A 23,011-nucleotide genomic window follows, 5' to 3' on the forward strand; every position below is an offset into this window, starting at 1 on the left:
AGGACATTTACAAGATAATTGTACAATAAAGTTCACGCAGTGTCAATTAATATGATTATTTTTATATTATGTTAATTAATAAAAGAGTATGATTCTTCTTTGTCTTTCAAACTATTCTATGGTAAAATGAAAAAAGAATAAAAAAATCTCATAAAATATCAATGCATATATTTTAATCTAAAATATCCAAGATTTCATTTAAAAGTCTATTGAATTTGAATTATTATATTTTTTCAAAATTCGTGAAATTTTCAGAATGAGGCATTTCCCGAAGTTTGCATTCTATTTTATGATTGTTAAAGGAGTTTTTATGAATTACCCGAACCTTTTAGAACGTTTTTTGACCTATGTCAAGGTCAATACGCGCTCTGACGAACACTCTACTACTACTCCAAGTACGCAAAGCCAGGTAGATTTTGCGACCAACGTTCTTATTCCAGAAATGAAACGTGTCGGTCTGCAAAATGTCTACTACCTTCCAAATGGTTTTGCTATTGGTACCTTACCAGCTAATGATCCTAGCTTAACACGCAAGATTGGCTTCATCTCCCACATGGACACAGCTGACTTTAATGCTGAGGGAGTTAATCCGCAAGTCATCGAAAATTACGATGGTGGAGCTATCGACTTAGGAGATTCTGGTTTTAAACTCGATCCGGCCGACTTCAAGAGCCTTGAGAAATATCCAGGCCAAACACTCATCATAACCGATGGCACGACCTTGCTGGGTGCTGATGACAAGTCAGGGATTGCTGAGATTATGACTGCTATTGAATATCTGACTGCTCATCCCGAAATCAAACACTGTGAGATTCGAGTTGGTTTTGGTCCAGATGAAGAAATTGGCGTTGGAGCTAACAAGTTTGATGCAGAAGACTTTGACGTTGACTTTGCCTATACTGTTGATGGTGGTCCGCTAGGAGAACTTCAGTACGAGACTTTCTCAGCAGCTGCTGCTGAGCTTCATTTCCAAGGGCGCAATGTCCACCCTGGTACTGCAAAGGGTCAAATGGTCAATGCCCTTCAGCTAGCGATTGATTTTCATAATCAACTTCCAGAGAATGACCGACCTGAATTGACAGATGGTTACCAAGGTTTCTATCATCTTATGGATGTGTCAGGTAGTGTCGAGGAGGCGCGTGCAAGCTACATCATTCGCGATTTTGAAAAGAATGCCTTTGAAGCGCGTAAGGAAGCTATGCAGTCTATTGCTGACAAGATGAATCAAGAACTTGGGAATGATCGCGTGACCTTGACTCTGACTGACCAGTACTACAATATGAAGGAAGTCATTGAGAAAGACATGACACCCGTTACCATTGCTAAAGCTGTTATGGAAGATTTAGGTATCACGCCAATTATCGAACCAATCCGTGGTGGAACAGATGGGTCTAAGATTTCCTTTATGGGAATTCCAACTCCAAATATCTTTGCTGGTGGTGAAAACATGCATGGACGTTTTGAATACGTCAGCCTTCAAACTATGGAGCGTGCGGTGGATACCATCATTGGCATTGTATCTTATAAAGACTAAAAAAGACGAGGTAGCTCAGCTACTTCGCCTTTCTTTTTATTCATTTGGTTGAGCACTTGTCTCAGACTCACTTTGCGCTTGCTTTTCTGTTGGTTTAGAAGCAGCTGTTTCACTGTCTTTCTCAGACTTAGATTGGCTGCCAGTTTCACTTGCTTTTGAACGAAGTTCTTGGTTCAAGCTAATGATTTCTTTAGCTAGAGTGAGGAGGCCTTCTTTATCACTACTTTTGGCTGCAAGTTGATCAAATAGGCCATCAACACGTTCAAAGTCAGCATCGGATCCTTTGTTATCCTCTAAGTACTTGTGAAGAGAGAGCAAGATATTATAGAGTTTTTGGTAGATAATCACCGTTTGTGGATCTTGTTCCGCTTCTTTTTTCTCTCGTTGGATAGTCGCTACAATACGATTTAAAAGATCTTCAAGTTGTGTTTTAGCTTCGTCAAGGTCTGCATTTTCCTTTTCAGTAGCCGCTTTGATATTAGCTGCTTCTTCAGCTAGGGATTGTTTGACACCATCTTCTTTGACACGTGCTAGGAGTTGAGCAGCTTTAGTTAGGAGAGCATCTACTTCTTCCTTCTTAACATGGCTAACCCGTTCTTCTGGCATAAAATCACCGTAGAGCTCTTTTAGGAATTCATAGATGGCGGTCTTAGCAGTTTGACTATCTACTTTTTCCGTATCTAGAATAGTCTTACCAGCTTTTGTAGATACGGGTTCTTCTTTGAGAGCTTCTTCTACTTCTAGCTTAGTTTGGTAAATAGTTGGGAATAACTTGTTCAAGTCGGTTGCTTTTAGGAAAGATTGTGACTGGTAAAGTTCCCATGTCAATTTAGCAACACGGTTTCGAAGTTCTTCTCTCAAACGACCATCAGATACATGTTCATAGAAGTACTTGATGTACTCTACTGTTGTAACTCCTGTCCGATCTCGGAAATCTTGCAAGGCCTGCAGTTTCGCTTCAATGGCAGCCAACTCTGTCTCATCCTGTGCTAGTTTTGCTTCCTGCAAATGTACCAAAAGATCTTTCTTAGGCAAGCCATAAGTGTCCGTATCCAGTGTATTGATCTTATCTACTAGAGCTTGGTACTTCTTATCTAAAGGTGAAGTTTCAACCGGTGCTACACTTTGATCCACATGGATGTATTGTTTATCGAAGAGATCCAAGGCTGCTAGGTATCCAGCAGTTGAGTTTGTTGCCAATTTTTTCATATTTTCGGTGAACTGCCCCAAAGCAAGTTCAACACGTCTCTGCATGATTGGCTGGTCTTTGTAGAGACTTCTGCTATCTGCTAACAATTGATCCACTTTAGATAGAACAGTTTGTTCATCAAAAGCCCCAGGTTGATAGGTCGATTGTAGGGCCGGAATCTTGTTCTTCAGAGCCACTTCATAGCCCTTAGTTTGAACCTTGATGTAGTGATTGTGGTCTCCGTGAGGAATCACAAAACTACCACTTTCTACCTGTAAACTATAAGGAGACACCCCATCACGTAGGGCAGTCGTATACAGTTCATTTAGGAAATCCAGTTCTGGATTTCCAGTTTGGAGAGGAATACGAACATGTTCTTTTCGAACAGCATAGGGATGGATATGGGTTGGATCATAGGCTTGATCCGGATTTCCAAAGACAAAGAATCCATTTGAAATGCGAATCGCTTCGAGCGGAACCCCGTAGGTCTGTGAGATATACTTGATTTTTTCTTCATCGCTAGCATCTCTTGAGAAACTTTCCACAGTCTTGGCAAGTGGTTGAACGTGCTGAGGCTGATGATTTTCTTTCAAGTGATCTTGGGCAGCTTTGATTTGGGCTGTAGTCAAGTCCTTCTTAAAGAAATAATGAGCGTGATCTCCATGAGAAACTACAAACCCTTGCTCATCTTCACTAATAACACGGTCAGCTGCAAAACCATGATCATGTTCTTCGCCGTGATGGTGGTCATGCTCCTCTCCATCATGGTCATGATCTTCATGGTTGGTACCCTGACTTCCATGGTCACCGTCTTGGTCATGAGGATGATCTGGTTGAGCTGGATGTTCTGCTGGTTTGCTTGGATTTTCCAAAGGTGTTGGCTTCCCACTGTCGCTAGATAAAGGAATCATACGTGCAATCTTTTCTTCCAAGGCAGAAAGTTTTGTATATGGGATGAAATGATAGTGATTTCCGTGAGGAATCGCCACGCCACTCGGTGTTCTACTTGAAATCTTAGCAGGGTCAAAAATCAAGCCATCTGATTCAGCATAACGTTGACTACTTGGAAGAGCATAGAGCTGTTGCAATAGACTCTGAAGACTCTCAGCTTGATTACTTGGTGTTTCAGCCTGTTGACTTTGGTTGGTAGTTTGACCAGTTTCGTTTGGACTAGGACGATAGTTAGTCACACTCTGCTGAGTTCTAGTTCCAGAGAGGTAGGCTTGGGCAGCAGCTAATTCGCTAGCAGACAAGGAACTCTTTGGAATGTAGTGGTAATGTCCACCGTGAGGTACGATATAAGCATCTCCAGTATCCTCTATAATATCAGAAGGATTAAAGATGTAGCCATCATCAGTTGTATAGCGACCTTGAGATTGAGCAAGCGCCACTGCACTATTAGAAGTTGGTGCGTCGTGAGTATGGTCTTGTTTTTGGCGCTCAATTTCCTCCTTCGTACGAATATTATCAGCATGAGCCGCATCTTTAAGGTAGACATAATACTTACCATCAACCTTGATAATGTAGCCACCTTTGATTTCGTTGACAATATCAGCGTCTTTCAGTTGATAATTGGCATCTTTCATCAACAGTTCTTCGCTGAAAATCGCGTCAAAAGGAACTTTACCATTGTAATAATGGAAATGATCACCATGTGAAGTCACATAACCTTGATCGGTGATTTTCACGACAATTTGTTCAGCCTGAATATCTTCTTTTTTGCTAACTTGATCTGGTGTCTGGGTCTCTGTTTTTTGAGAATCTTGCTTCCCATCGACATAAGACACACGGTTATTATCTTTGTTTCCTTCTACCTGGTGTTGGTTCAATGCATAGATGCAAAGGCTTAGGGAAAGGACAAGAGCCGATCCTGCTGTAAGGTATTTCTTCTTCATTTTCATCATCTCCTCATTTTAATTCTTCTGCAAGAACATTCATGTTTTCTTCTAGATTTTCTAAGTAAGTTTTGTCATTTTCAGGATCTGCTTCTAAAGGATTGAGTGTCTTTAGGCTAACTCCTGTTGATTTGACCAAGGTCTCAGCGACTTTAGAAGAAGCATTGCTCTCAGTAAAGATGGTTTTAACCTTATAGGTCTTAACGAATTCCTGAATTTCTGTTAGTTGTCTCGGACTTGGCTCTTGTTCAGGGGAAATCCCTGCTATACCAAGTTGTTTCAAACCAAAGCGTTTAGCGAGATAAGAAAAGGCTGTGTGTTGTGTAACAAAGGTCTTTTGACTCGCTTTTTCAAAAATAGGCTGGTACTTCTTAGTCAATTCTTGGGCTTTAGCGATAAAGTTTTTAGCATTCTTTTGATACGTTTCCTTATTAGCACTATCAATCTCCGAAAGTTTGTCAGCGATAATCTGAGCTTCTTCACCTGCTTTTTCTGGATCTAACCAAGTGTGAGGGTCGTAGAGTGTTTTTTCATCGATGCCGTCACCAGCTTCAACATCTTCCAAACCTGGTACACGCTCCAACGTCATTCCTTCAGAAGCTTCTAAAACCTTAACTTTTGAGTTTTTCAAGTTAGGATCTAGACTTCCAGCCCAAGATTCGAGCGTATGAGAATGGTAGACAAAGACATCCGCGTCATAAATAGCAGCAATGTCATTTGCTGACGGTTCAAAGGAGTGAATCCCACTACTTGACTGAATCATCCGTACGTCATTCAAGTCACCTGATACCTCTTTGACCATGGCATAGATTGGGTAAAAACTTGTTACAATCTTCATTCCTTTTGCTTCTTGTTTTTCTTTTTGACTACATGCTCCTAAAACAAGAACCAAGAGACCTACCACTAATAATAGAAATATTCTTTTTTTCATTGTTACTCCTTAACTAGTATTTAACCATTTAATTAACTAGTAAATAGTTTATCTTTATTTACACTATATGTCAAGATATTTTACATATTTTCATGAAAAAAATGAGAACTAGAACTTACATTCTGTTCTCATTTTCGATTTTAACTTTTCTAGATCTCCTATCCTGTTTTTAGGATCTAGAAAATGCTTCTACCTTTACTTGCTCTCCTTTAATAAAGCCAACAACTTTTCAGCATCAGCCATAATGGTATTGTTATCCTGAGCACCAAATAGCAGGTTATTTTTTAAGCCAGTGAGAGTTTCTTTGGCATTGGACTTGATAATGGGGTCTTGGATCTTTGCAAGTAGCTCTTCAGCCTCTCTCAACTTCGCTTCAACCTTTTCAGTCTCGACCTGAGGTTCTTCTGGTTCCTCTGGTGATTCTTCTTCCGGCTCCTCAGTTGGTTTTGGAGATTCTGGTTTCTCACTTTGAGGCTTCTCTTCGCGTGGCTTTTCTTCCTCAGGTTTGTCTGTCCGAGGTTTCTCCTCTGATGGTTTTTCCGTTTGATTGGTATCAGCTTGACCATTTTGGTTTCTTTGAACATGATCACTTGCATTGCCCCAACCACTATCTGAATGCGGACGTTCGTTTGGATGTTCGACATAGTACTTGACAGTCGCAAAGAGATCTTCTAGACTATACCCCTTAGGTGCCTCATAAAGTCCTTCGTCAAACCACTCAAATTTGATGTTATGGTAATGATCATAATGAGGAATGATTAAACTACCGTTTTTAACTTCCACGGTATGTTGGAGATTGTAAGGCATACGATCAAGCGGCACCTTTTTAGCTGCTTTCACGCGGTTGTAGATAGCTTCTGCTCCTTTAGCCTCCGTATTTCCTGGATTCTGATGGTCTGTTGAAGGAGGAGTCAAACCTTTCTCTTTAGCATAAGCCTGGGCTGCCGCTCTTTCGGCTTCAGACAAACTATCTTTTTTAATCCAATGGCTATGGGTCATATGTGGAGTTACATAGGCATCCCCCTCATCATTGGTGATATCACGAGGATCAAAGATATAGCCATCTTCTGTTGTATACTTGCCTGCCAACTTGGCTACCTGAATCTCATCATCAGTGTAGGCAATTTGCGCATTTGGTTTTCCTAAACGTTCTGGATGACGAATCGGTGCTAGAAAGGCCAAGATATCATCCACCAACTTGACTTTATCACTGCTTTCATCATTTAAACGTTCCAACAGTTTATCCAAAGTGTCAAAATCAGCTTGACGCCCTTTATTAGCAAGTAAGTCTTGATGAACTGCTGCTAGTAAATCATAAGCCTTATTGTAAAATCCTCGATCACCAGATGGGAGGTTGGTTTTCTTAGCTCCGAGTTTATGAGATAAACTTTCTTGCTTAGCTAGTTTATTATCAATGGCTGCTGCTGTTTCTGCTGAAAGTTCCTTGGCAGGAATATAACGAGAGATTCCATTCTCCTCAAATACATAGCCATTGGCTACTTTTCGAATCACCTGTTTGACCAATTTTTCGTCAATTGGATTGCTTGGAGATGGTTGAGGATTTGGTGCAGGTTGTGGGCTTGGACTAGGTTCCGGAGTCGGTTGTGGACTTGGTTGTTCTGGTCTTGAATCCGGCACCCTATGGCTCGAACTGTACTGTAGAGGAATAATACGAGCGATTCGTTCTTCCAATTCAGACATCTGTGTATAAGGGATGAAATGGTAATGGTTCCCATGAGGAACAGCAACTCCTCTAGCTGTTCGACTTGTGATCTGTGCTGGGTCGAAGACAAGGCCATCAGATTCTACGTGTCGTTGGCTGAGCGGCAAGGCGTAAAGTTGTTTCAGAAGGCTATCAATATCCTCATCACTCTGACTTGCTTGGTTATCGTCGCTACCGTTGTTAGCCGTGTTCGTATAGCTGTTGCCTTGATTATTATAGGATGGAGTCCATCTATCTACATCGCTGCTAGCACTGTTGTTATTGGTACGGCGATAAGTAGGCGTGTTTGATTGGCCACTTCTACTAGATAGAAAGGCTTCTGCAGCAGCCAATTCGCTGGCTGATAACTCACTCTTAGGAATGTAATGGTAATGGTTGCCATGAGGAACGATATAAGCATCACCAGTATCTTCAATGATATCAGAGGCATTAAAGATATAACCATCATCTGTGGTGTAGCGTCCCTGTGAACGTGCCAAGGCTACCGCACCATCGTTTGCTGAAGTCCCTCTTTCACGATGCTGACTATGTTCTTGTTTTTGCCGATTGATTTCTTCTTTCGTACGGACATTGTCCGCATGGGTTGCATCCTTAAGGTAAACATAGTATTTTCCATCTACCTTAATAACATAACCACCCTTGATTTCACTGACAATATCCTCGTCCTTGAGCTGGTAGTTTGGATCCTTCATCAGCAACTCTTCACTGATGATAGCGTCATAAGGGACCTTGCCATTATAGTAATGATAGTGGTCGCCGTGCGAAGTAACATATCCTTGGTCTGTTATCTTGATGACGATTTGTTCGGCATTGATGCCTTCTTTTTTGCTGACCTCATCAGGAGTCAGATTCTCTGTTTTTTGCGTAGCCTGTTTTCCATCTATATAGGAAACACGGTTATTTTCCTTGACCGTTCTAGCTTGATACAGTCCCAATTCATAAGAACAGACACTTAAAATTAAAGCTGCCGCAGAACCAGCAAGGTATTTTTTATTAATTTTCATCGAAACTCACTTTCTTTTTTGATATTTCTAGTTGCAATTCATTTCTAAATTGCAGAAACTCCTCTCTATTACTTAACTGGTTAATAGTTTACTCCTAAATTTGCAACTTGTCAAGAATTTTATGAACCGGTTAAGTATTTTTTTTGTTCTGACCACAACTTTCTCAAGATTGGGCTTTATATAAGAAAAATTAGCTTGAAAATTCTTTAAAAAAATCCCTGCAACTGGGTTGCAAGGACTTTTCGATTAATCAAAATTAACGTATTCTTTTTGAAGTTCAAGGACTTCTTCCATTGTTGAGCATTCTGTAAGGGCACGATTTGCGTACTCTTCCATCTTAGCTGTATCGAGTTTCTTCATCAAGCTACGTGTACGAAGTACTGATGTTGCTGACATAGAGAACTCATCCAAGCCCATTCCTACAAGAAGTGGAACAGCTTGTTGGTCACCAGCCATCTCACCACACATACCAGCCCATTTACCTTCAGCGTGAGCTGCTTTGATAACGTTGTTAATCAAACGAAGGATTGATGGGTTGTATGGTTGGTAAAGGTATGAAACTTGTTCGTTCATACGGTCTGCAGCCATTGTGTATTGGATCAAGTCGTTTGTACCAATTGAGAAGAAGTCAACTTCTTTAGCAAATTGGTCTGCAAGCATTGCTGCTGCTGGGATTTCGATCATGATACCAACTTGAATATTATCCGCAACTGCAACACCTTCAGCAAGAAGGTTTGCTTTTTCTTCGTCAAAGACTGCTTTCGCTGCACGGAATTCTTTCAAGAGCGCAACCATTGGGAACATGATACGCAATTGACCGTGAACAGACGCACGAAGAAGGGCACGGATTTGTGTGCGGAACATAGCATCTCCAGTCTCAGAGATAGAGATACGAAGGGCACGGAATCCAAGGAATGGGTTCATTTCGTGAGGCATATCGAAGTAAGGAAGTTCCTTATCTCCACCGATATCCATTGTACGAACAACAACAGGTTTACCGTTCATTCCTTCAAGTACAGCCTTGTAAGCTTCGTATTGCTCGTCTTCTGTTGGGAAGTCTTGAGAATCCATGTACAAGAACTCTGTACGGTAAAGACCAACAGCTTCAGCACCGTTGTCATTGACACCTTCAACGTCTTTTGGAGTACCAATGTTGGCAGCCAATTCAAAGTGTTTACCATCAGCTGTTACTGTTTTAGCATCTTTCAAGAGAGCCCATTCAGCTTTTTGCTTCGCATACGCTTCACCAGCAGCCTTGAATTCTGCTGCTTGCTCATCAGTTGGGTTGATAATAACCTCACCTGTGATACCGTTAACGGCAAGAATGTCACCGTCTTTAACGATTTCAGTGATGTTGTTTGTACCCAATACTGCTGCAATTTCAAGCGTACGCGCCATGATAGCTGAGTGGCTTGTACGTCCACCAATGTTTGTTACAAAAGCTTTTACAAAGTTTTTGTCCAACTGAGCTGTATCTGAAGGAGTCAAATCATGCGCAATCACGATTACTTCTTCATTGATAGAAGCTGGGTTTGGCAATTTTTTACCAAGTAGGTTTGCCAATACACGTTTTGTCACGTCGCGGATATCCGCTGCGCGTTCTTGCATGTATGGGTTGTCTTCCATGCCTTCAAAGATAGTGATAAACATGTCTGTTACTTCTTTCAGACCTGCTTCTGCATTCACTTTCTTCGCACGGATTGTTTCCTTGATTTGGCTGATCATTTCAGGGTCAGCAAGAACCATTAAGTGAGCGTCAAAAACTTGAGCTGCTTCTTCACCGAGCGTACCTACTGCTTTCTCGCGAATAACAGAAAGCTCGTCTTGTGATGCTTGTAGAGCGGCATCAAGGCGAGCTTCTTCTGCGTTTGTATCTTCGACTGTAATAGTCTCAAATGACAAATCCGGTTGAACGAGTAGATATGCTTTTGCAACTGCAACACCGTCAGATGCTGCGATTCCTTTAAGCATTTCTGTCATTTTCCTTATGCCAATCCTTCTTTTTCCATAGTTTCAGTGATTGCAGCGATTGCATCGTCAGCATCTGCACCTTCAGCTGAAATTGTAACGTCAGCACCTTGGCCAACACCAAGACTCATAACACCCATGATTGATTTAAGGTTTACTGATTTACCTTTGTACTCAAGAGTGATATCTGAAGCAAATTTGCTAGCTGTTTGAACCAACAATGTTGCTGGACGTGCATGAATACCTGTTTCTGCCACTACGTGGAAATCTTTAGAAGCCATAGTTTGACTCTCCTTTAATTGTTTCTTATTTGGATTATATGTGATAACCCTTACAAGACTGTATTATATCACCTTCTAGATAATTTTTCAAGTATTTTATGGACTTTTACTGAAAATGAAATTGCTTCTTTTTCTATCATACAGGTACTATGGGAAATTTAGGCACTAATTATTAAAAGAATATTACCTTCAAAATTCCAATTTTCAAAGCTATTTTCCCTTAATACCAATCAGAGGACAATCCTAGTAAATAATGAAATAATACTATTTAACTATAATTAATATAACTCAGTAAATCTATTATTTGAAAAGACTTCATCAAATACTAAATACTGAAATTCTAAAACCTACTCTTACCATCAACAGTAGAGAATTTATCCAATTTGCTACTTAAAGTAAAATAAGTTTGTAGCCCCTAACAGTAAAAAGGTAGATATATCTAAGTGGTATAAGTAGAACTAAAACTTTGATTGATTCCATTCAAATAAAGTATCCAACCAATCAAAAACGACATTATGGGCGAGTCTTAGATTATTGACTTGGCAATGAGCGTCCGCACCACTTTCCGCCTCAAATACTTGAAGTTTAGTTTGTTGATTTTTAGATTTAAGTGCTTCATAAATTACCTTAGTTTGATGCTGCAGTTCAGCACCCTCACCCTTTCCCATAATAAACAGGCATGGGCATTGAATTTTTTGATAATCCACAATCTTTGCATGGTTAAATACATCATCAATAGCACTCTTAAAATCAGAAGTACCAAACTGCCATGCATACTTTTTAAGATTTAAATTTGCTGATTCATTCAAATTTCCAGCTAATTTTAAAATGGCATTTATTAACCAACTAGGTGCTTTCAAACTTGATCCAAATTCTTTTCTGAAAAGTTCTGCAACGTCGTAAATAGGGGTACTAGCAATCCAAGCATGAATTCTTGGATCCTTTTCGACAGCTTGTGCGGTAAAATATCCCCCTCCGCTGACACCATAAATAGCTAAATAATTTAGTTTAGGATTTCTATTTTCCAACCAGTCTATGCATAATGAAATTGGAATAGAAGCATCCACATCAAAGACCAGCCCTCTACTAGGATTGCTCCCTTGACCAGGAAGGTCAACCATTAAAACATTATAATTTCGTATCCAGCCAGGATATCCTGCAAAGTAAAATAAATCTTCGCGATAAGTATCACCTCCACCAATCATGATTAGCGTTGGACAATTATCGCCGCTATGAAGATAATACCCAGGCAAGTAAGAACCCTGATAGGGAATAGTTAGTTTTTCAATCGGTACACCTAGTGAATGAATTGCACTAGAAAACACCTTCTCCATTTGACGAACGGTCGGTAAATACTCGTCAGAAAATGGATCGGTAAACTGAATTGCCGAGCGAAGTGAGTAGGTCTGTGCAAGATAATACTGCGCCTTTGTTTGTTCACTCAATCCTGAATTACTTGCTTCTTGTTCAAGGTAGTTTACATGCGATAAAAATACATTTTTCCAGTCATCAGGCTTTGGTGAGTTCCCCAATCTTTGAGCAAGATAATAAAGCTCTCCATGAGAGAAACCAAAAATTTCACCGATTCCTAACAACCAATTAAAGAAAAAATCCGTATCACCATTCTTAAAAAATATTTGAGTTGATTGCCGTTTTAAAATAACATCATTTTCTTTCACCACGCGCCTCCTAATTCTGTGTTCTTTCATTTATTTAATCTAATTATAATCTGATAACATTCTCTATCAAACAAAAGCATCCAGATATCCATTTTTTAATCTTATAATCACATGTAGTATATCACATAAAATGAACTTTCTCAAACATTGTATTTATATACTCCTTATAAAAGGATACGAAACTCATAAGTATCCTATATAAAATTAACCAATGATCCATTTTTATGAATACAGCATAATCTGTCATTTCCACTTTTGTTATATTTTAGATATTCTAATACAAAATATTGGGACATCTTGTGTGGAAAATTTCTTTTTTTCGTAAATATCACAGTTTCTGTTTTATTAAAGCATTGTCTCAGCTAGACTTATTCCTGTTCTTACGATTTTTGCTATTTTCTTCGTTTTCCTTTCAGATAACTTGCTGAAAATCTTCTATTTATCTTACCAATATACAGTATATAGTTTTTTTGTTTTGATAAACTTTGATAGTTCAATGAAAACCCAATTTTACACTCTGACAAAACACTATATATTGTGCTTTGTTTTTGAAACTGTAACTTTTTAGCACAAGATTTAGTTTAAAAAGTTTGACAAAGTTTTTTTTTCTGATATACTAAGAAAGTAATCTATTTTGAAAGAGGAGTTACGAAAATGGTAACCGTTTATTCTAAAAACAACTGTGTCCAATGTAAGATGACCAAGCGTTTCTTGGACAGCAACAATGTCGCTTATCGTGAGATCAATCTCGACGAGCAACCAGAGTACATCGATCAAGTTAAAGAGCTCGGTTTCAGCGCAGCTCCTGTTATCCAAACACCAACTGAAGTCTTTTCAGGTTTCCAACCAGGAAAACTGAAACAATTAGCATAATCTTAGTACATCATCCAGAAGAGATTGCTTCTAGGGCTAACTTAGAGGCCTTTCTTTTGTAATTAGATAAGGGAAATTTTATGGGATTAAAACATCTTGAGGACGTAACTTACTTCCGTCTCAATAACGAAATCAACCGTCCTGTCAATGGACAAATCATGCTTCATAAAGATAAGGAAGCCTTGGATGCCTTCTTTAAAGAAAATGTAGTTCCAAACACTATGGTTTTTGATTCAATCACTGATAAAATCAACTACCTCATTGAACACAACTACATTGAAACTGCATTTCTTAAGAAATACCGTCCAGAGTTTTTGGAAGAATTGCATCAATTTATCAGAGACCAAAACTTCCAATTCAAGTCGTTCATGGCTGCCTATAAGTTCTATAATCAATATGCCTTGAAGACTAACGACGGGGAATACTATCTTGAAAGCATGGAAGACCGCGTCTTCTTTAATGCACTTTATTTTGCTGACGGGGACGAAGCAATTGCGACTGATATTGCCAATGAAATCATCCACCAACGCTACCAACCTGCTACTCCTTCCTTTTTGAACGCAGGTCGTGCTCGTCGTGGGGAGTTGGTATCTTGTTTCTTGATTCAAGTAACTGATGACATGAACTCTATCGGACGTTCTATCAACTCAGCTCTTCAACTTTCACGTATCGGTGGTGGTGTAGGTATTACTCTAAGCAACCTTCGTGAAGCTGGCGCACCTATCAAAGGTTATGAAGGAGCAGCTTCTGGTGTCGTTCCAGTTATGAAACTCTTCGAAGACAGTTTCTCCTACTCTAACCAATTGGGTCAGCGTCAAGGTGCTGGGGTTGTCTACCTCAATGTCTTTCACCCAGATATCATCGCCTTCCTTTCAACTAAGAAAGAAAATGCCGATGAAAAGGTTCGTGTTAAGACCCTCTCACTTGGAGTTGTGGTGCCCGATAAATTCTACGAATTAGCTCGTAAAAATGAAGAAATGTATCTCTTTAGCCCTTACTCTGTAGAGCTTGAGTACGGTGTGCCATTCAACTACATCGACATCACTGAAAAATATGATGAATTGGTCGCAAATCCAAACATCCGCAAGACAAAAATCAAAGCTCGTGATTTGGAAACTGAAATTTCTAAATTGCAACAAGAATCTGGTTACCCTTATGTCGTCAACATTGATACAGCCAACCGTGCGAATCCAGTAGATGGTAAGATTATCATGAGTAACTTGTGTTCTGAGATTCTTCAAGTTCAAGAACCAAGCTTGATCAACGATGCTCAAGAATTCCTTCAAATGGGAACAGACGTTTCATGTAACCTTGGTTCAACCAACGTGGTCAACATGATGACTTCACCTGACTTTGGTCGTTCTATCCGTGCGATGGTTCGTGCTTTGACTTTCGTTACAGATAGTTCACACATCGTAGCTGTCCCTACTATCGACCACGGAAACAGTTTAGCTCACACCTTTGGTCTTGGTGCCATGGGGCTTCATAGCTACCTTGCCCAACAACTGATTGAGTACGGATCACATGAGTCAATTGAATTTACAAGCATCTACTTTATGCTTATGAACTACTGGACCTTGGTAGAATCTAATAACATAGCGCGTGAACGTGGTATCACCTTCCACAACTTTGAAAAATCAGACTATGCTAACGGAAGCTACTTCGACAAGTACGTGACAGGCGAATTTGTTCCAAAATCAGACCGTGTTAAAGAACTCTTCAAAGATGTCTTTATTCCAAGTGCTGCTGATTGGGCTGAACTTCGCGAAAAGGTTCAAGCAGATGGTCTTTATCACCAAAACCGCCTTGCTGTAGCTCCAAATGGTTCTATCAGTTACATCAACGATGTTTCTGCATCTATCCACCCGATTACGCAACGCATTGAAGAACGCCAAGAGAAGAAAATCGGTAAAATCTACTATCCAGCTGCAGGTTTGTCTACAGATACCATTCCTTACTACACTTCTGCTTATGACATGGATATGCGTAAGGTGATTGATGTTTACGCTGCCGCAACTGAACACGTGGATCAAGGACTTTCACTCACTCTCTTCATGCGTAGTGACATTCCAAAAGGTCTTTACGAATGGAAGAAAGAAAACAAACAAACGACACGTGACCTATCTATCCTTCGTAACTATGCCTTTAACAAGGGTATCAAGTCCATCTACTACGTCCGTACCTTTACAGACGACGGTGGAGAAGTCGGTGCTAACCAATGTGAAAGCTGTGTGATTTAATTTTTATCTGAAGCAACCACATTTTCTCAGACTACTGATTAAATTACCCGCCAGACAAAACTTGATAAGTATCTTAAATACCATGAAAAACTAAAAAGTCGGGCTTCCGACTTTTTGTGCGATACTCTTCTCAGACTATGATAAAATAGAGATGATTCGGCAATCGCATTATTACATACAGAAAGAGATTTCAAATGGAAACTTACTACAAAGCCATTAACTGGAATGCCATCGAAGATGTCATCGACAAATCAACTTGGGAAAAGCTGACAGAGCAATTCTGGCTCGATACGCGTATCCCCTTGTCAAATGACCTAGACGACTGGAGAAAACTATCAAACAAAGAAAAAGACTTGGTTGGAAAAGTCTTTGGTGGTTTGACCCTTTTGGACACCATGCAATCTGAAACAGGGGTTCAAGCACTTCGCTCAGACATCCGTACACCGCATGAGGAAGCTGTTTTCAACAACATCCAGTTTATGGAATCTGTCCACGCAAAATCTTACTCTTCTATCTTTTCAACCTTGAATACCAAGGCTGAAATCGAAGAAATCTTTGAATGGACCAACACTAACCCCTACCTACAAAGAAAAGCGGAAATTATCAATGAAATCTATCTCAATGGTAGCCCTCTAGAAAAGAAAGTTGCCAGTGTTTTCCTTGAAACCTTCCTCTTCTACTCTGGTTTCTTTACGCCCCTCTACTATCTCGGTAACAACAAACTGGCCAACGTTGCGGAAATCATCAAACTGATCATTCGTGATGAGTCTGTTCACGGAACTTATATTGGTTACAAATTCCAACTTGGTTTCAATGAATTACCTGAAGAAGAGCAAGAAAAACTTAAAGAATGGATGTACGACCTGCTCTACACTCTCTACGAGAACGAAGAGGGCTATACAGAAAGCCTCTATGACGGTGTTGGCTGGACTGAGGAAGTTAAAACCTTCCTTCGTTACAATGCCAATAAAGCTCTTATGAACCTAGGACAAGATCCACTCTTCCCAGATTCAGCAGATGATGTCAATCCAATCGTTATGAACGGAATTTCAACAGGAACTTCTAACCACGACTTCTTCTCTCAAGTCGGAAATGGTTACCTCCTTGGTGAAGTTGAAGCCATGCAAGACGAGGATTACAACTACGGTTTAGACTAATTTGACCAAACATTCAAAATATCATGGTTTGTTTAAAACAACCATGATATTTTTGTTTTTGTTTTATTTTGTTTTTTTCTATTTGATTGATTGAGCGTTTTATGGTAAGATAATAATAGTAGAAATCGAGGTGATAAGGATGCTAAAGCAAGAAAAACTAGATAGTATTCTAGAAGCAGTAAACACAAAAGGCACTATTACTGTAAAAGAGATTATGGAGAGTCTTGATGTGTCAGATATGACAGCTCGTCGCTACTTACAAGAATTGGCAGATAAGGATTTGCTGGTTCGTGTGCACGGTGGCGCTGAAAAACTTCGTACAGGTTCTCTCTTAAACAACGAACGCTCAAACGTCGAAAAACAAGGTTTGCAGATTGCTGAAAAACAAGAAATTAGCCGTTTTGCAGGTCATTTGATTGACGAAGGTGAAACTATTTTTATCGGGCCAGGAACAACCTTAGAATGTTTTGCTCGTGAGCTCCCAATTGATAATATTCGTGTTGTAACAAACAGTCTTCCAGTTTTTCTCATCCTAAACGAACGAAAACTAACAGATTTGATCTTGATTGGTGGAAATTATCGCTCCATCACTGGTGCTTTTGTGGGAACACTCACCTTGCAGGATTTAACCAACCTTCAGTTTTCTAAATCTTTTGTAAGTTGTAATGGTATTAAGGATAAGGCAATTGCTACTTTCAGTGAAGAAGAGGGCGAGGTACAACGAATCGCCTTGAATAATGCCAATAAAAAATATCTACTGGCAGACCACAGTAAGTTTAATAAGTTTGATTTTTACACTTTCTACAATATCTCAGAGATTGATACTATCGTTTCAGATGCCAAACTGAGTCAGGAGACATTTGAAGATCTGTCGAAACAAACAACCATTCTTTTATCAAAACCATAAAAATTCCCCTGCCTTTTGGCGGGGAATTTTTGTTGAATTTTATTCAATAAGTTGTGTCTCAGCTAGTTTTTTATACCAATGAGCCGATTTCTTTGGATAACGCTCCTGGGTTTCAAAATCAACATAGAAGAGGCCGTAACGCTTTTCGTAACCATTTGACCAAGAAAAGACATCCATCAGCGACCAGATAAAGTAGCCTTTGACATTGGCTCCATCGGAGATTGCATCTGCAATCACTTCCATATGTTTCTTAACATAATCAATCCGTCCATCATCGTAGACTGTCCCATCCACAAACTCATCTTTGTATCCAAGACCATTCTCTGTGATGTAGATTTTTTTGTAGTTAGGATAATCTTTCTTCACGCGCATAATTTGGTCATACAAACCTTGAGGGTAGATAATCCAATCCCAATCGGTACGTGGGACATAGTCAGGCGCAACTCGGCGTCCAACTCCCTTAATCTGATATTTAGAGCTTCCTTTTTCACCCTTACCGTTATGAATGATTTCAGTTTCTCCATCAAAGGCTTGCATCCAATCACTCATGTAGTAGTTAATGCCGAGGAAGTCGTTCAAGTCTTTTGCAGCTTCTAGGATTGCGAAGTCTTCTTCACGCAGATCTAAGCTTCCACCATTGACTGCTAAGATATGGTTGACACCTTCCATGGTTTCATCTGAATAGCGTCCAAGATAAGTCGCATCCAAAATAAATTTATTGTGAATGATATCTTCTAACTCGGCAGCGCGAACATCTGCTTGATTTTCAGGATCTAGAGGATATTTAGTAGGCAGGGCGTGAACCACACCAATTTCCCCTTTATAGCCTTTATCTTTATATAGCTTGACTGCACGCGCATGAGAAACCATCATATTGTGATGCGATTGGAAAACTTTGGCAAGGTCGTACTGAATGCCTGGAGGGAATTTCCCAACCAAGTATTGACCATCACCGATTGGTCCAATTTCATTAAAGGTTGTCCAATAGTTTACTTCTGGAAATTCTTCAAAACAGAAGGCAGCGTAGTCTACAAAGTGTTCGATATTTTCACGGTTTAAGAAGTCTCCATTTGAATGTAGAGCTTCTGGCGTATCAAAGTGATGAAGAGTTACAAAGGGCTCAACATGGCGTTTGTGGCACTCTGCAAATAGATTATGATAGAACTCAACCCCCTTGTCATTGACTTTCCCGTAACCAGTTGGAAAGATACGTGACCAAGCGATTGAAATACGGATACCATTGACACCATATTCTTCTGCAAGTTTGAGGTCAACAGGATATTTGTGATAGAAATCACTGGCTGGTTCAGCAGTGTACCAGTAGTTATCTTTGAGGTATTTGTCCCAGGCGACTGGCCCTTTACCATCAGTATGTGTAGCACCTTCTGCTTGGTAGGCTGCTGTTGCTCCGCCAAAAATAAAGTCTTTTGGAAGTGTTTTTGTCATTTGATTCACCTTTCAAGAAATAGAAATGAGATGGGGGTATAGTTGGGAGGAGTTCCTCCATCTCACTTCTTCGCTATTTACATTTTATTCTTCGAACTGCGCTTGAACAAAGGCAAGAGCGCCTTTTCCATCGCGAGTCAATTTAATGTATTGGCCACCTTCTGTCTTAGCAAGTTTGATACCAAGTTTGTCAGTTTCAGCCTTCATGTCTTCAAAGTTTGAAGCAACTTGAGGAGCAAGGATAACCAGATCAAACTCAGGCAACATTTCACGGTGAGCACCATAGCCACCAGCTGCTGCTTTAACAGGAACTTTGTACTCTGCAGCTGCCTTGTTTAGAGCATTTGCAAGGAGACCACTTGTACCTCCTCCTGCACAGAGAACGAGAACATTTGTTTCTTCTGTGATTGTGTTTTGCGCTGCTTCTACACCTGCTTTTTCAAGAATAGCATCTGCTTTGGCAGTATTGAAGTTTGCGGCTACTTTTTCTTTCAATTCATCATTGGCTTTACCAGAACGTTCTTCTTCAAGAATTTGTTCATCATAAACCTTGAGGAATGGATAGTAAATGGCTACGTCAACAAGGATTAACAAAGCAGCAAGTACAAATGACAAGAATTGGAAGTTTGTACCGAGAACAATACCGAGCGGACCTGGTGTTGTCCAAGGAAGGTTGGCTGTAAATGAGTTCATGCCAAGTGTTTCAATGAAGAATTTAAAGATCCATACGTTGGCAATTGGCGCAAAGATGAAAGGAATAAAGAAGATTGGGTTCAAGACAAGCGGTGCACCAAACAAGATTGGTTCATTTACACCAAAGAAAGTTGGAACTACTGAAGCACGTCCGATTGCACGGTTACGTTTTGATTTTGTTAACCACATGAACATGAAAGGAACAACCAGTGTCGCACCTGTACCCCCCATGGTAACGATAAACATTTGTGTACCAGAAGTAAGGATCTTGTCTGCGTGCATCCCTTGTTGGAGAAGGTTCAAGTTGACTTCAGCATTCGCATAGGTAATAGCTGCGATTGCAGGTTCAACGATTGAAGGACCGTGGATACCAACAAACCAGAAGAAGGCAAAGGCACCAAAGATAATAGTAATACCAAGATAACCATCAGCAGCAGAGAATAATGGTGCAAAGAATTTACCGATTGATTCAGCTACGCTTGCACCAACAAAATGACGAGCTAGTAAATCAAGAGCATAAAGAGAAACCACTGATAGAGTGAATGGAATCACATCTTTAAATACTTGTGAGATATTTGGTGGAACTTCGTCAGGCATACGAATAGTGACGTTGTTCTTAACACAAACCTTATAGATGGCTACAGTAACAAAGGCAGCAAGGAAGGCTGAAAGCAACCCTTTTGTTCCAAGGAAACCTGTTGCAAAGCCACCTTCAATCGGATCAGCTGCCAACATCAACAAACCAACAATCGCCGCCAACAGTGTTGACATATAGTTGATTTGGTTGGTTTTTTCCATGCTACGGTTAACTGAGTCCGTCAATGACTTAGCTGTTGTACCAGCTACCAAGAGAGCCAGAATCCCCATTGAATAACTATAAGGTTTCATGAGGAGATTAACAACATCGTCAGACCATTTAAAACCCCATGAGTTCGGAACAAAGGCAATCAAGATAAAGATACTTGAGAAGAGAATAACAGGCATACCTGCAATGAAACCATCACGAATAGCACGAAGATAGATATTACGAGATAATTTCTCAAAGAAAGGTTTTCCTTTCTCGATAAATGAAATTAGTTTGTTCATTACTTAACTCCTCTCTTGTAAAGTTCGATTAAATGGTGCATCAAATCTTTGAGCAAGATGGTTGTCATCAAGTGATCCTGGCCATGCATCATGGTTACACTATAAGCTAAGTCCTCACCTGAAGCTTCCTTAGTTAATAGACTTGTTTGCGCGTGGTGCGCCTCCGCGATGCAACCACCTGCTTCCTCTACGAGAGTATCTGCTTTCGCAAAATCGCCAGCTTCAGCAGCCTTCAAGGCTTCCAATAGTTTCGAACGAGCATCGCCAGCATAGGCAACAATCTCAAAACCTAATAATGTTACTTCTTCTCTATTCATAATAGAGTCCTCCTTATATATTCTTTGATAAATCTTATGACAGTAAACGTTGGATATGTAGAACTAGATAAACTCGCTCACTCTTATACAAATCAAGACCAGTATGTTGCGTAATCACATCATAAATCTTGGAACCAATCTCAAATGCTTTTGGATAGGATTGTTTAATATGATCTTCCATATCCAGAAGTGATTGGTTATCATCTCTGGAACGGTCTAAATAATCCAAAAAATAGTTGAGATGAATCATAAAACGATCATAGAAATGATTATTCTCTTTGGTTCGTTGAATTGCATAACACTTTAGCACTTCTTCGACATTCCTGAGAATTTCTTTCCTCTTATCAATCGACTCCACAAGTTCCACTTCATTTTCACCTTCAGCATTAATGAAATGATAAGCGATCCGAATAATTTCATCCTCAGGGAAATGATCTGTCAACTTCTGACGATACATTTCAAAAGCTTCCTTTGCGATTTGAAAAGCGACAGGATACTTAGTGGAAATATCTGGCAGATTGCTATCCTTGTACCTTCTTTGTGCTAGAGCTTGGTAAGAGCAGTAAATATGATCTGTCAAGGTTACGTAGAGATACTCTTGAATCGGATAATGATATTTCTTTGATAGCTTATCAATGATTTCATAAGTCACTGTGATAAAATCAAGCGGAACATCTTTGAGCAGAGCCATAAAGTTCTCTCTGGACTCTTCTGTCTTCATTCGAAAGATTTTCTCAACTTGTTCTTCAGCAATCAAATCCCCCTTCTTCTTTCCAAATGCAATCCCCTTACCAATCACAATCACTTCTTCTCCCTTGTCATTTCTGACAAGAGAGACGTTGTGATTCATTGGGTTTAGAATTCGATACATGGCAACCTCCTTTTATCTCTTAAAGGTATATGAGTATAAAAAATGACCACAAATGAACTAGAAAATCTGTCGATTTCTAATTCACCTGTGATCATGCCTAATATTACTTAGTAACACTCACCTTGTATTAACTTGTGATTTAAGTATAGCACAAGTAAGTTTTTTTGTAAACCTTTACATTCAACTTTTTTTAAATTTTTTATTTAGATCAATGTTCCTAAGATTAGGGGGAAAACTTATACACGTTCAGTCCATGAAGTCGCTGTTGTTTGAAGAACCTTGTTGAGTTCGTCAATGTTCTCAAATCCAGTTGTACGCAACCATTCACGAGCTGCTGCCTCACCATCTTTGATGTAAGCTTCAACTGATCCAGCCCATGTTGCACGGCCACAAAGAACTCCGTTGAAGTTTGCGCCTGATTCATGGGCAAAGACAAGGGTCTCTTGGAAGAGTTTAGCTGATACGCCCGCACTCAAGTAGATGTATGGTAAGTTAGTTGCTTCATCTTGAGCTTTGAAGAAGGCTGCTGCTTCTTCGCGAGTATGGACGATTTCACCATCACCAAATCCTTCAACGTATTTGACGTTAACTGGAACTTCCACTTTCAAGACATCGATGTTAAAGCGTGGGTCTGAGAAGACCTTCATAGCACCAATAACCTTGTGTGGTTTCACTTTGGCGTATTCTGCAGAACCTGCGTCCGCAATCTTTTCATCGTAAGCCAAGATTTCAAGGAAGAATGGAATGTCTTCCGCCACACACTCAGAACCAATGCGTTCGATGTAGGCTTGTTTTTCTTGGTTGAGTTCGTCAGAGCTGTCTACGTCATAGTAAAGCAAGAACTTAACAGCGTCTGCGCCTTGTTCCTTGATGCGTTTTGCAGACCAAACATCCAAGCAGTCAGGCAAGCGTTTGGTGCTTGTTGTGTCGTAACCAGTTTTTTCATAAGCAAGGAGAAGACCAGCATTGGCATCAAGCGCTTTTGTAGCTGGAAGACCATACTCAGGGTCAAGGAGCATAGATGAAGCGTATTTTGTCAATTCATCTGCTACTAAAACTTTGAGTTCTTCCATTTGAGCAACTGTTGGTTCTTCCGTTTGGTATTGAGCCATGAGGCGTTTCAAAGCACCACGTTGGTCAAAGGCAAGAGCTGAGATAATGCCGTTCTCGTCAGAGAGTTTTTGCAAGCATGCACGTTTGTTTTCTGTTAAAACCAT

The 23,011-nt window shown here is 40.0% G+C and carries 16 protein-coding genes; 5 read left to right on the forward strand and 11 right to left on the reverse strand.

From position 1 onward, the window contains the following. The first annotated feature begins 310 nt into the window (after positions 1-310). Positions 311-1,534: a peptidase T gene (pepT, locus tag B7714_RS06060; protein WP_084859972.1), complete on the forward strand. Its 1,224-nt coding sequence runs from the start codon at positions 311-313 to the stop codon at positions 1,532-1,534. A 36-nt stretch (positions 1,535-1,570) separates the two neighbouring features. Here the strand turns inward: pepT and B7714_RS06065 are convergent, their stop codons facing one another. The 6 genes from B7714_RS06065 to B7714_RS06090 form a co-directional block, all read right to left on the reverse strand. Further along, positions 1,571-4,618 carry a pneumococcal-type histidine triad protein gene (locus B7714_RS06065; RefSeq protein ID WP_084859973.1) on the reverse strand — a complete coding sequence of 1,016 codons (3,048 nt, stop codon included), beginning with the start codon at positions 4,616-4,618 and terminating at the stop codon, positions 1,571-1,573. A gap of 13 nt (positions 4,619-4,631) precedes the next feature. Beyond that, a complete protein-coding gene (locus tag B7714_RS06070; RefSeq protein ID WP_084859974.1) occupies positions 4,632-5,549 on the reverse strand; it encodes a metal ABC transporter solute-binding protein, Zn/Mn family in 918 nt (305 codons plus the stop codon). A gap of 195 nt (positions 5,550-5,744) precedes the next feature. Next, on the reverse strand, positions 5,745-8,276 hold the full coding sequence (locus tag B7714_RS06075; RefSeq protein WP_084859975.1) for a pneumococcal-type histidine triad protein: 2,532 nt from the start codon (positions 8,274-8,276) through the stop codon (positions 5,745-5,747). Between the two features lie 246 nt (positions 8,277-8,522). After that, positions 8,523-10,256, reverse strand: coding sequence for a phosphoenolpyruvate--protein phosphotransferase (gene ptsP / locus B7714_RS06080; protein WP_000138129.1), 1,734 nt, complete (start codon positions 10,254-10,256; stop codon positions 8,523-8,525). A gap of 5 nt (positions 10,257-10,261) precedes the next feature. Next, complete coding sequence (locus B7714_RS06085; RefSeq protein ID WP_000146948.1) at positions 10,262-10,525, reverse strand: phosphocarrier protein HPr; 264 nt, start codon at positions 10,523-10,525, stop codon at positions 10,262-10,264. Between the two features lie 458 nt (positions 10,526-10,983). Beyond that, a complete protein-coding gene (locus B7714_RS06090) occupies positions 10,984-12,204 on the reverse strand; it encodes an alpha/beta hydrolase family protein (protein ID WP_000661897.1) in 1,221 nt (406 codons plus the stop codon). Positions 12,205-12,858: 654 nt separating this feature from the next. On the opposite strand from B7714_RS06090, the gene nrdH reads away from it, so the two are divergent. From nrdH to B7714_RS06110, 4 genes are all read left to right on the forward strand, one after another. Continuing rightward, positions 12,859-13,077 (forward strand): glutaredoxin-like protein NrdH, encoded by a 219-nt coding sequence (gene nrdH, locus B7714_RS06095; protein ID WP_000259240.1) that lies wholly within the window; start codon positions 12,859-12,861, stop codon positions 13,075-13,077. 80 nt (positions 13,078-13,157) lie between these two features. Next, positions 13,158-15,317 (forward strand): class 1b ribonucleoside-diphosphate reductase subunit alpha, encoded by a 2,160-nt coding sequence (nrdE, locus tag B7714_RS06100; RefSeq protein ID WP_084859976.1) that lies wholly within the window; start codon positions 13,158-13,160, stop codon positions 15,315-15,317. A gap of 194 nt (positions 15,318-15,511) precedes the next feature. Next, positions 15,512-16,474, forward strand: coding sequence for a class 1b ribonucleoside-diphosphate reductase subunit beta (gene nrdF, locus B7714_RS06105; RefSeq protein WP_000451378.1), 963 nt, complete (start codon positions 15,512-15,514; stop codon positions 16,472-16,474). A 139-nt stretch (positions 16,475-16,613) separates the two neighbouring features. Then, the gene (locus tag B7714_RS06110) at positions 16,614-17,381 is read left to right on the forward strand and encodes a DeoR/GlpR family DNA-binding transcription regulator (protein WP_084859977.1); all 768 of its coding nucleotides are present in this window, start codon (positions 16,614-16,616) and stop codon (positions 17,379-17,381) included. A 39-nt stretch (positions 17,382-17,420) separates the two neighbouring features. On the opposite strand, the gene lacG is transcribed toward B7714_RS06110, so the two are convergent. The 5 genes from lacG to lacD all read right to left on the reverse strand — a co-directional run bounded on the left by lacG (position 17,421) and on the right by lacD (position 23,011). Then, positions 17,421-18,827: a 6-phospho-beta-galactosidase gene (gene lacG, locus B7714_RS06115; protein WP_084859978.1), complete on the reverse strand. Its 1,407-nt coding sequence runs from the start codon at positions 18,825-18,827 to the stop codon at positions 17,421-17,423. A gap of 84 nt (positions 18,828-18,911) precedes the next feature. Further along, a complete protein-coding gene (locus tag B7714_RS06120; protein WP_061421069.1) occupies positions 18,912-20,606 on the reverse strand; it encodes a lactose-specific PTS transporter subunit EIIC in 1,695 nt (564 codons plus the stop codon). Then, a complete protein-coding gene (locus B7714_RS06125) occupies positions 20,606-20,923 on the reverse strand; it encodes a PTS lactose/cellobiose transporter subunit IIA (protein WP_001078328.1) in 318 nt (105 codons plus the stop codon). Before B7714_RS06125 ends, B7714_RS06120 begins: the two co-directional genes overlap by 1 nt. 34 nt (positions 20,924-20,957) lie before the next feature. After that, positions 20,958-21,794 carry a PRD domain-containing protein gene (locus B7714_RS06130; RefSeq protein WP_084859979.1) on the reverse strand — a complete coding sequence of 279 codons (837 nt, stop codon included), beginning with the start codon at positions 21,792-21,794 and terminating at the stop codon, positions 20,958-20,960. Between the two features lie 236 nt (positions 21,795-22,030). Continuing rightward, positions 22,031-23,011, reverse strand: a complete 981-nt coding sequence (gene lacD, locus B7714_RS06135) for a tagatose-bisphosphate aldolase (RefSeq protein ID WP_084859980.1) — start codon at positions 23,009-23,011, stop codon at positions 22,031-22,033.

Origin of the sequence: Streptococcus oralis subsp. oralis, from assembly GCF_002096595.1 — a bacterium.
In the GTDB taxonomy this organism is placed as follows: Bacteria; Bacillota; Bacilli; order Lactobacillales; family Streptococcaceae; genus Streptococcus; species Streptococcus oralis_D.

Excerpts from the sequence above, each read along its gene's own strand:
- pepT (WP_084859972.1), top strand. The coding sequence starts at position 311 with ATGAATTACCCGAACCTTTTAGAACGTTTTTTGACCTATGTCAAGGTC.
- B7714_RS06065 (WP_084859973.1), bottom strand. The coding sequence starts at position 4,618 with ATGAAGAAGAAATACCTTACAGCAGGATCGGCTCTTGTCCTTTCCCTA.
- B7714_RS06070 (WP_084859974.1), bottom strand. The coding sequence starts at position 5,549 with ATGAAAAAAAGAATATTTCTATTATTAGTGGTAGGTCTCTTGGTTCTT.
- B7714_RS06075 (WP_084859975.1), bottom strand. The coding sequence starts at position 8,276 with ATGAAAATTAATAAAAAATACCTTGCTGGTTCTGCGGCAGCTTTAATT.
- ptsP (WP_000138129.1), bottom strand. The coding sequence starts at position 10,256 with ATGACAGAAATGCTTAAAGGAATCGCAGCATCTGACGGTGTTGCAGTT.
- B7714_RS06085 (WP_000146948.1), bottom strand. The coding sequence starts at position 10,525 with ATGGCTTCTAAAGATTTCCACGTAGTGGCAGAAACAGGTATTCATGCA.
- nrdH (WP_000259240.1), top strand. The coding sequence starts at position 12,859 with ATGGTAACCGTTTATTCTAAAAACAACTGTGTCCAATGTAAGATGACC.
- nrdE (WP_084859976.1), top strand. The coding sequence starts at position 13,158 with ATGGGATTAAAACATCTTGAGGACGTAACTTACTTCCGTCTCAATAAC.
- nrdF (WP_000451378.1), top strand. The coding sequence starts at position 15,512 with ATGGAAACTTACTACAAAGCCATTAACTGGAATGCCATCGAAGATGTC.
- B7714_RS06110 (WP_084859977.1), top strand. The coding sequence starts at position 16,614 with ATGCTAAAGCAAGAAAAACTAGATAGTATTCTAGAAGCAGTAAACACA.
- lacG (WP_084859978.1), bottom strand. The coding sequence starts at position 18,827 with ATGACAAAAACACTTCCAAAAGACTTTATTTTTGGCGGAGCAACAGCA.
- B7714_RS06120 (WP_061421069.1), bottom strand. The coding sequence starts at position 20,606 with ATGAACAAACTAATTTCATTTATCGAGAAAGGAAAACCTTTCTTTGAG.
- B7714_RS06125 (WP_001078328.1), bottom strand. The coding sequence starts at position 20,923 with ATGAATAGAGAAGAAGTAACATTATTAGGTTTTGAGATTGTTGCCTAT.
- B7714_RS06130 (WP_084859979.1), bottom strand. The coding sequence starts at position 21,794 with ATGTATCGAATTCTAAACCCAATGAATCACAACGTCTCTCTTGTCAGA.
- lacD (WP_084859980.1), bottom strand. The coding sequence starts at position 23,011 with ATGGTTTTAACAGAAAACAAACGTGCATGCTTGCAAAAACTCTCTGAC.